Genomic DNA, 9,268 nt, shown 5'->3' on the forward strand with positions numbered 1-9,268 from the left:
TTCACCGCTCTCCGGACGGGCGCTTCTTGACGCGCCGTCGCATCGACATCCAACTCACCCCGGCCCGTCCCCCGAATCGGGGCTCTCGGACGGCCAGGGCCGCTTTCGCCGCGGGCTCTTCTCGCGCGAAAGCGATCAGCAGCCCCACGGCGAACATGGTCGGCAGCAGGGCGGAGCCTCCGTAGGAGAACAGCGGGAGCGGGACACCGGCGATCGGCAGCAGACCGAGCACCGCACCGATGTTGATCACGGCCTGGGCCGTGATCCAGGTGGTCACGCCTCCCGCGGCGTACCTCACGAAGGGGTCCTCCGTGCGTCCGGCCACGCGAATACCCGCATAGCCTAGAGCCGCGAACAGGGCGAGCACCGACAGCGTCCCCGCCAGCCCCAGTTCCTCCCCGGTGATGGCGAAGATGAAGTCGGTGTGCGGTTCGGGGAGTTGGCCCCATTTTTCCACACTCGCCCCCAGACCGGAACCGAACCATCCGCCGGACGCCAGAGCATAGATGCCGTGCACCGCCTGCCAGCACGCGTCCCCCGGTCCCGGGTCGGTGGCACCGATGCAGGCGATCCGCGCCATGCGGTTGGAGCTGGTCCCGATCAGGGTCGCGCCGAGGACGCCGGCGACGGCGAGGACGCCGGCGAACAGCCGGGTCGGGGCTCCGGCCAGCCACAGCAGGCCGAAGAGGATCGCGGTGAGGATCATGGCCGTGCCCATGTCGCCGCCCAGCATGATCAGGCCGAGCAGCAGGAAGGCGACCGGGACGAGCGGGACCAGCAGGTGCTTCCACTGCGTGAGCAGCCGCTTGTCCTGCTTCCGCGCGAGGAGGTCGGCCCCCCAGAGGATCAGTGCCAGCTTGCCGAACTCGCTGGGCTGGAGCTGAAACGGTCCGCCGAGGTAGATCCAGTTCTGGTTGCCGTTGACCTCGTGCCCTATCCCGGGGATCTGGACCAGCACCATCAGGAAGACGGTGCCCATGAGCAGCGGGTACGCCAGGGCCCGGTGCAGTTTGACCGGCATCCGGGAGGCCAGCAGGAGCAGAGCGGCGCCGATGGCGGCGGCGAGGAACTGCTTGCGGAAGAAGTACGTGGCGGGCAGGGACAGCTCCAGCGCCTTGATGATCGACGCGGAGTACACCATGACGAGGCCTAGCACGGTGATCAGCAGGCTGGCGCCGAGGATCACGTAGTACGCGGTCAGGGGCCGGTCCCAGGCCCGGCGCGCCCGCTCGTACAGCCGCCGCACCCGCCGGCCGCGCGGTGGGCGGCCCGAGCCCGGGGCACGTGTACGGCCCCGGACTCCGGGGACCGCCGCCTTGCGGGGCCCCGCGGTCCCGGTACGCAGCGCGAGCCCGGGTACGGCGGCGAGGGGAGCGGCCGCCGGTGCCGGAGCCGGTCCCGCTCCCGCCGCGGTGAGGGCAGGCCGCGGGAGTACGGCGCGCACCACAGCGGCCAGACGCGCGCGCGTGGTACCTGGCGCGCACGGCTCCGGGCGTCCGTCGGCGGTCTGCTCGGCCGGCATCGTCGCTGTCCCCTCCAGTCGTGTCCGGCGGCGCCGGACCTGGCGGCTGGTCAGGCGTGCCCGGCGGCGTGGGCGCGGACGGCGTCCGCGAACGCCTCACCCCGCTTGTTGTAGTTGACGAACATGTCCATCGAGGCGCAGGCCGGGGCGAGGAGCACCGTGTCCCCCGGCCGGGCGAGCCGCGCCGCCTCCTGGACCGCCGCCGCCATCGCCCCAGTGTCGGTCCGGTCGAGGTCGACCACCGGCACCTGCGGGGCGTGTCGCGCGAGGGCTTCGCGGATCAGGTCGCGGTCGGCGCCGATGAGTACGACACCGCGCAGCCGCTCCGCCGACTTGGCGACGAGCTCGTCGAAGGTGGCCCCCTTGGCGAGGCCGCCGGCGATCCAGACGATCGGGTCGTAGGAGGCCAGCGACGCCTCGGCCGCGTGCGTGTTGGTGGCCTTGGAGTCGTCGATGTACGAGACGCCGGCGACCTCCTCGACGTACTCGATGCGGTGGGCGTCCGGGCGGAAGTTCCGCAGGCCCTCGCGCACGGCCGACGGCTCGACGCCGAAGGCGCGGGCCAGGGCGGCCGCGGCGAGGGCGTTGGCGATGTTGTGCGGGGCCGGCGGCCGGACATCGGAGACCTGGGCGAGCTCCTGGGCCTGCTTCTGCCGGTTCTCGACGAAGGCACGGTCCACGAGGAGGTCCTCGACGATGCCGACCTGGGACGGGCCCGGGGTGCCGAGGGTGAAGCCGATGGCACGGCAGCCCTCCTCGACGTCGGCCTCGCGGACCAGGTCCTCGGTGGCCTTGTCGGCGGCGTTGTAGACGCAGGCGACGGTGTTGCCCTGGTAGACACGGCCCTTGTCGGCGGCGTACGCCTCCATGGAGCCGTGCCAGTCGAGATGGTCGGGCGCCAGATTGAGCACGGCGGCCGAGTGGGCGCGGACGCTGGGCGCCCAGTGCAGCTGGTAGCTGGACAGCTCGACGGCGAGGACGTCGTACTCCTCGTCGCCGAGGACGGCGTCGAGGAGGGAGACGCCGATGTTGCCGACGGCGGCGGTCCGGAGGCCCGCGGCCTCCAGGATGGAGGCGAGCATCCGGACCGTCGTGGTCTTGCCGTTGGTGCCGGTGACCGCGAGCCAGGGCGCGGGCTTCCGCCCGGCGAGGCCACGCAGCTGCCAGGCCAGCTCCACGTCGCCCCAGACCGGGACGCCGGCCGCGTCGGCGGCGGCGAACAGGGGATTGTCGGGGCGCCAGCCGGGGGCGGTGACGATCAGCTCGGTGCCCTCGGGGAGGCCCGCTGCGCAGCCGCTGTCGGATGCGGCCCGGCCACCGAGCCGTACCGTGATGCCCTCGGCTTCGAGCTCCGCCGCCTGGGCGCGGGCGCGCTCGTCCTCGCCGTCGTTGACGACCGTGACATGCGCGCCCAGGCCGTGCAGGACGCGCGCGGCGGGGACGCCGCTCACACCGAGACCGGCGACGGTGACCTTCTTGCCCTGCCACTCCGGCACGTTGGTGCTCACTTGTCGGCTGCCCATCCCGCGTAGAAGAGCCCCAGACCCACGATGACGCACATGCCCTGAATGATCCAGAACCGGACCACGACAAGGACTTCGGACCAGCCCTTCAGCTCGAAGTGGTGCTGGAGCGGCGCCATGCGGAAGACGCGCTTGCCGGTCATGCGGAAGGAGCCGACCTGGATGACCACGGAGAGGGTGATCAGCACGAAGAGGCCGCCGAGGATCGCCAGCAGCAGCTCCGTGCGGGAGGTGATGGCGAGACCGGCGAGTGCGCCGCCGAGGGCGAGCGAGCCGGTGTCACCCATGAAGATCTTCGCGGGCGAGGTGTTCCACCACAGGAAGCCGAAGCAGGCGCCCATGAGGGCGGAGGCGACGACGGCGAGGTCGAGCGGGTCTCGTACCTCGAAGCAGGCGTTGGGGTTCGTCAGGGTCCGCGCGTTGACGCAGGACTCCTGGAACTGCCAGAGCCCGATGAAGGTGTACGCGCCGAAGACCATCACGGACGCGCCGGTGGCCAGGCCGTCCAGACCGTCCGTCAGGTTCACGCCGTTCGACATCGCCAGGATCATGAACAGCGCCCAGACGACGAACAGCACCGGGCCGATGGTCCAGCCGAAGTCGGTGATGAACGACAGCTTGGTGGAGGCCGGGGCCAGTCCGCGCTTGTCGGAGAACTGCAGTGCGAGTACGGCGAAGGCGATACCGACGATCAGCTGGCCGGCCATCTTGGCCTTGGCGCGCAGACCGAGGGAGCGCTGCTTGACGATCTTGATGTAGTCGTCGAGAAAGCCGACGAGGCCCATGCCGGCCATCAGGAACAGCACCAGGACACCCGAGTACGTCGGGTCCTCGCCGGTGATGACCTTGGCCAGGGCGTACGCGATGAGCGTGGCCAGGATGAAGGAGATGCCGCCCATGGTGGGCGTGCCCTTCTTGCTGCCGTGCGTGCGCGGGCCGTCGTCCCGGATGAACTGCCCGTATCCCTTGCGGGCCAGGAGCTTGATCAGCAGCGGCGTACCGATCAGTGTCAGGAAGAGCCCGATGGCTCCCGCGAAGAGGATCTGCCTCATCGGCCGGCGACCTCGCCCTCGGTGGTGTTCTCGAGCAGTGCCTGGGCGACCCGCTCGAGCCCGACCGACCTGGAAGCCTTCACCAGCACGACGTCACCCGGACGCAGTTCACTGCGCAACAGGTCGATCGCCGCCTGCGCGTCGGACACGTGCACCGACTCCTCACCCCACGAACCCTCGTTATATGCGCCCAGTTGCAGCCAGGACGCTTCCCTGCCCCCGACTGCGACGAGCTTCCCGACATTGAGCCGGACGGCAAGCCGTCCGACCGCGTCGTGCTCGGCGAGCGCCTCGTCGCCGAGCTCGGCCATGAGGCCGAGCACCGCCCACGTACGGCGCCCCCTGCCCATGGCCGCCAGCGCGCGCAGGGCGGCCCGCATGGACTCGGGGTTCGCGTTGTAGGCGTCGTTGACGATCGTCACACCGTCCGGACGCTCGGTGACCTCCATGCGCCAGCGGGAGAGGGTGCCCGCCTCGGAGAGCGCGGCGGCGATCTCGTGCACGGGCATGCCCAGCTCATGGGCGACGGCGGCCGCGGCGAGCGCGTTCGACACGTGGTGCTCACCGTACAGGCGCATGGTCACGTCGCTGCACCCGGTGGGTGTGTGAAGACTGAAAGAGGGCTGTCCGTTCTCTGTGAGCCGGACATTTTCGGCACGTACGGCCGCTTCCGCCGACTCTCCGAACAGGACCACGCGCGCCTTGGTGCGGGAGGCCATGCCCTTCACGAGGGGGTCGTCGGCGTTGAGGACGGCCACGCCACCCTCCTCGGCCGGCGGGAGGGCCTCGACGAGTTCGCCCTTGGCCTGGGCGATCCGGTCGCGGCCACCGAACTCGCCGATGTGGGCGGTGCCGACGTTGAGGACGAGGCCGATGCGGGGCGGGGTCAGCTCGGTGAGATAGCGGATGTGCCCGACACCGCGGGCACCCATCTCCAGGACCAGGTGCCGGGTGTCCTCGGCGGCCCGCAGGGCGGTCACCGGCAGCCCGATCTCGTTGTTGAGGTTCCCGGCGGGCCAGACGGTGGGGCCCTTGCGCTGCAGGAGCTGCGCGACGAGGTCCTTGGTGCTGGTCTTGCCGGCCGAGCCGGTCAGGGCCACGACGGTGGTGCCGAGGCGCTCGACCACGGTGCGGGCGAGCGCGCCGAGGGCGGCCGTCACGTCGGGTACGACGATGGCGGGTACGCCGACGGGGCGGGTGGCCAGGACGGCCACCGCCCCGGCCGCGACGGCGCCCTGGGCGTAGTCGTGGCCGTCTGCGTGCTCGCCGGCGAACGCGGCGAAGAGACTGCCGGGCTCGACCTGTCGGGAGTCGTACACGACGGGGCCGGTGACCTGGACGGCCGGATCCGGTATGTCGTACGTCTGCCCGCCGACGATTGCGGCGATCTCGGTGAGGGAGAGGGCGATCACTTCTTCATCCCTGACTGTTCTGGATGGCTTCCCGCAGGACCTGGCGGTCGTCGAAGGGGCGGACCACGCCTGCGATGTCCTGGCCCTGCTCGTGGCCCTTGCCCGCGACGAGCACGGTGTCGCCCGGCTGTGCCTGGGCCACGGCGGCGGCGATCGCGGAGGCCCGGTCCTCGTCCACGACGACGGTGCCCCGCTCGTGGATCGGCACCTGGGCCGCGCCCGCGAGCATCGCGGCGAGGATCGCGAGGGGGTCCTCGGAGCGTGGGTTGTCGGAGGTCAGTACGGCGGTGTCGGCGAGGCGTGCCGCGGCGGCGCCCATGGGGCCGCGCTTGGTGACGTCCCGGTCGCCGCCGCAGCCGAGCACGATGTGCAGCTTCCCCTCGGTGACCTTGCGCAGGGAGCGCAGCACCGATTCGACCGCGTCGGTCTTGTGGGCGTAGTCGACGACCGCTAGGTACGGCTGCCCGGCGTCGACGCGCTCCAGGCGGCCGGGGACTCCGGGCACGGCGGCGACTCCGTCGGCGGCGATCTGCGGGTCGATCCCGGCGACGGCGAGGGTGACGACGGCGGCGAGGGTGTTGGCGACGTTGAACGGGCCGGGCAGCGGTGCCCTGGCGACGATGCGCTCGTCCTTGGGGCCGACGATGGTGAACGTGCTGCCCAGGGGGCCGATTTCGACGTCGTCGGCGCGCCAGTCGGCGTCCGGGTGGCCCTCGGCGGAGAAGGTGACGACGGGCACGGTGGCCTCGTTCACCAGCCTCTTCCCGTACTCGTCGTCGAGGTTGACGACTCCTTGGCGGGAGCGGCGCGGAGTGAACAGCTGGGCCTTGGCCTGGAAGTAGTCCTCCATGCCGGAGTGGAACTCCATGTGCTCCGGGCTGAGGTTGTTGAAGACGGCGACGTCGAAGACGCAGCCGTCGACCCGGCCGAGCACGAGGGCGTGGCTGGACACCTCCATGGCGACGGCCTCGACGCCGCGTTCCCGCATGACGGCGAACAGCGCCTGGAGATCCGTGGCCTCCGGGGTGGTCCGCTCCGACTTGATGCGCTCCTCGCCGATGCGCATCTCGACGGTGCCGATCAGTCCGGGCTTGTGCCCGGCCGCCTTCAGCCCGCCCTCGACGAGGTAGGCCGTGGTGGTCTTGCCGGAGGTTCCGGTGATGCCGATCTGGAGGAGATCCCTGCCCGGTCGGCCGTAGATGTCCGCGGCGAGCTCGCCCATCCGGGCCCGCGGGTCGTCGACGACCAGGACCGGCAGGCCCGTCACCGCGGCGCGGTCGGCACCCGCCGGGTCGGTGAGGACGGCGACGGCTCCGAGGTCGGCGGCCTGGGCGGCGAAGTCGGCGCCGTGGAGGCGGGCGCCCGGCAGCGCGGCGTACACGTCTCCGGGGCGTACGGCCCGGGAGTCGTGGGTGATACCGGTGACCTGCCCCTCGTACGGCCGGTGCGGCTCGTACGGAGCGGGGGCTCCCAGCCGGGCGGCCAGTTCGCCGAGGGGGGTGGGGCGGACCTGGACCGGACGGGGCGCTCCCGGCTGTTTCGCGGGGGCGTCCTGGTCGGTGCTTGTGGACTGATCACGGTGTGGCACGGCGGTGAGCGTACCGGGCGTACCCGTGATCGGGCTAAATGAGGCGGCCGGGCCACGGTGGGTGCCGGACCGGTTCTCGGGGTCGGGCGTGATCGTTGTCACTGGGGGCTCCCCTCTGCTCAGGTGCCGGGTTTGAAGGTGACCGGCATCCGCGGGGGCTGCTTTCCGGTCGGCGCGACGTGCTGGGTCTTCAGGGCGAACTCCATGACCTTCTTGTAGATGGGGCCGCAGATCTGGCCTCCGAAGTAGCTGCCCTTGGTGGGGTTCTGGATGGCGCAGTAGACGGTGATCCGCGGATCGTCGGCGGGTGCGAAGCCCGCGAAGGAGGCGGTGTAGCCCTTGTAGCGGCCGAGTTCCGGGTCGACGCGGTTGGCGGTGCCGGTCTTGCCGGCGACGCGGTAGCCGGGGATGGCGGCCTTGGTTCCGGTGCCCTCCTCGTCCTCGACGACCGATTCCAGCATGGCGGCGAGGGTTTTCGCGGTCTTCTCGCTCACGACACGGGTCTTCTCGGGGGTGGGGGCCGGGGTGAAGTGGCCGTCGGGCCCCTTGGTGCCGCGGATCAGGGTGGGTTCGACGCGTACACCGTCGTTGGCGATGGTCGAGTAGACGGACGCGGCCTGCATGGCGTTGAGGGAGAGGCCCTGGCCGAAGGGGATCGTGTACTGCTGGGAGGTGTTCCAGTCCTGGGGTTCGGCGAGGATGCCGGAGGTCTCGCCGGGGTAGCCGAGGCCGGTGGGGCTGCCGATGCCGAACCTGCGCAGATAGGAGTGGAGGACCTGATTGGCCTGCGCCTGGGTCTTGCCGAGCTGGCCGGTGGCGAGGATGGTGCCGATGTTCGACGACTTGGCGAGGACGCCGTTCAGGGTCAGGTACCAGGTGGGGTGGTCGATGTCGTCCTTGAAGAGCCGGTCGCCGCGGTGCAGCCGGTTGGGGACGACGACATGGGTGGCGGGGGTGGCGGCGCCCTCTTCGAGTACGGCGGCAATCGACATGACCTTGGAGGTGGAGCCGGGTTCGTAGGCGTCCTGGAGGGCCGCGTTGCCCATGGCGGCGGCGTCGGCCTGGGAGAGGTCGTTGGGGTCGAAGCCGGGGGCGTTGGCCATGGCGAGGACCTCACCGGTCCTGGTGTTCTGGACGATGACGTAGCCGCGGTCGGCCCGTGAGGCGGCGACCTGCTCGCTGATGGCCTTCTGGGCGGCCCACTGGATGTCGCGGTCGATGGTCAGCTCGATGTCGGAGCCGGGCACGGCCGGGGTCTCGCGGGCGCTGGCGGTGGGGACGCGGCGGCCGCCGGAATGCGCGTAGGTGATCTTGCCGTCCTGGCCGGCCAGCTCCTTGTCCAGCATGGATTCGAGGCCGCCCGCGCCCCGGCCCTCGGCGTTTACGTAGCCGATTATCCCGGCGCCGAGGTTGCCGTTCGGATAGACGCGCTTGCTGCTCTTCTCGCTGAGTACGCCGGCGAGGACGCTGACGCCGGGGCCGCCCTTGGCCTTCTCCTCGCGGGCCTTCCTGGCGAAGAGGTTCTTGAGGTCCTTGATCTGATTCCAGACCTGAGGGGTCTGCTTGCGGGCCAGGACGGCGTAGCGGGGGGACGGCGGGGACTTGAGGGTGCGGACGAGGTCTGCGGGGTCCCTGCCCAGGATCGGGGCGAGGAGGGCGGCGGCCTGCTCGGGCGCGTCGGGGACCTTGCTCTCCTGCGGGGTGAACATCTTCGGGTCGGCGGTGATGTCGTACGCGTCGACGCTGGTGGCGAGGGCGATACCGGAGCGGTCGGTGATCTCGCCTCGCTCGGCGGCCAGCTTGTGGCTGAGGTAGCGGTTCTTCTCGGCCTTCGCGGCGTACGCGGCGGCGTCGACGGCCTGGACCTGGAGGAGGCGTACGACGAACGCCAGCATGACGAGGGTCAGGCCGAGGCTGACCAGGCGGAGCCGGGGGCGCGGGTTGCCGAGCCGGAGGGGGCGCGACCGTCCGGCGGCCGGCCGGGGCTGCGCCTGGCGTGGTCGGCGGGCGGCCGGGCGCGCCGCGGGGTGGGGGCGGCCGGTGCGGTTCGTACGGCCGCTGTCGCCGCCGGGGCGTCCGGTGGGGCGTCCGGTGGGGCGGGGGACGCGGCGGCGCGGAGGTTGCTTGGGGGGCACTGCTCACCTGCCGGGGGGCGTCGGGGCCGGGGTCGT

At 71.4% G+C, this 9,268-nt stretch carries 6 protein-coding genes; all 6 read right to left on the reverse strand.

Annotation, left to right across the window (positions count from 1 at the left end):
- Window position 1: 1 nt before the first annotated feature.
- Genes ftsW through FVS66_RS14585 form a run of 6 tightly spaced genes read right to left on the reverse strand, consistent with a single transcriptional unit; the run spans window position 2 to window position 9,232 of the window.
- A complete protein-coding gene (gene ftsW / locus FVS66_RS14560; RefSeq protein WP_262386995.1) occupies window positions 2-1,522 on the reverse strand; it encodes a putative lipid II flippase FtsW in 1,521 nt (506 codons plus the stop codon).
- Window positions 1,523-1,572: 50 nt separating this feature from the next.
- Window positions 1,573-3,045, reverse strand: a complete 1,473-nt coding sequence (murD, locus tag FVS66_RS14565; protein ID WP_149181616.1) for a UDP-N-acetylmuramoyl-L-alanine--D-glutamate ligase — start codon at window positions 3,043-3,045, stop codon at window positions 1,573-1,575.
- The gene (gene mraY, locus FVS66_RS14570) at window positions 3,027-4,097 is read right to left on the reverse strand and encodes a phospho-N-acetylmuramoyl-pentapeptide-transferase (protein ID WP_149181617.1); all 1,071 of its coding nucleotides are present in this window, start codon (window positions 4,095-4,097) and stop codon (window positions 3,027-3,029) included. Before mraY ends, murD begins: the two co-directional genes overlap by 19 nt.
- Window positions 4,094-5,509 carry a UDP-N-acetylmuramoyl-tripeptide--D-alanyl-D-alanine ligase gene (gene murF / locus FVS66_RS14575; protein WP_149181618.1) on the reverse strand — a complete coding sequence of 472 codons (1,416 nt, stop codon included), beginning with the start codon at window positions 5,507-5,509 and terminating at the stop codon, window positions 4,094-4,096. The genes mraY and murF overlap by 4 nt, the downstream gene beginning before the upstream one ends.
- 4 nt (window positions 5,510-5,513) lie before the next feature.
- Window positions 5,514-7,199 (reverse strand): UDP-N-acetylmuramoyl-L-alanyl-D-glutamate--2,6-diaminopimelate ligase, encoded by a 1,686-nt coding sequence (locus FVS66_RS14580; protein WP_149181619.1) that lies wholly within the window; start codon window positions 7,197-7,199, stop codon window positions 5,514-5,516.
- Window positions 7,200-7,216: 17 nt separating this feature from the next.
- Window positions 7,217-9,232, reverse strand: coding sequence for a penicillin-binding protein 2 (locus FVS66_RS14585; RefSeq protein WP_149181620.1), 2,016 nt, complete (start codon window positions 9,230-9,232; stop codon window positions 7,217-7,219).
- Window positions 9,233-9,268 lie beyond the last annotated feature (36 nt).

The organism is Streptomyces sp. TRM49041 (assembly GCF_008271805.1).
Lineage (GTDB): Bacteria > Actinomycetota > Actinomycetes > Streptomycetales > Streptomycetaceae > Streptomyces.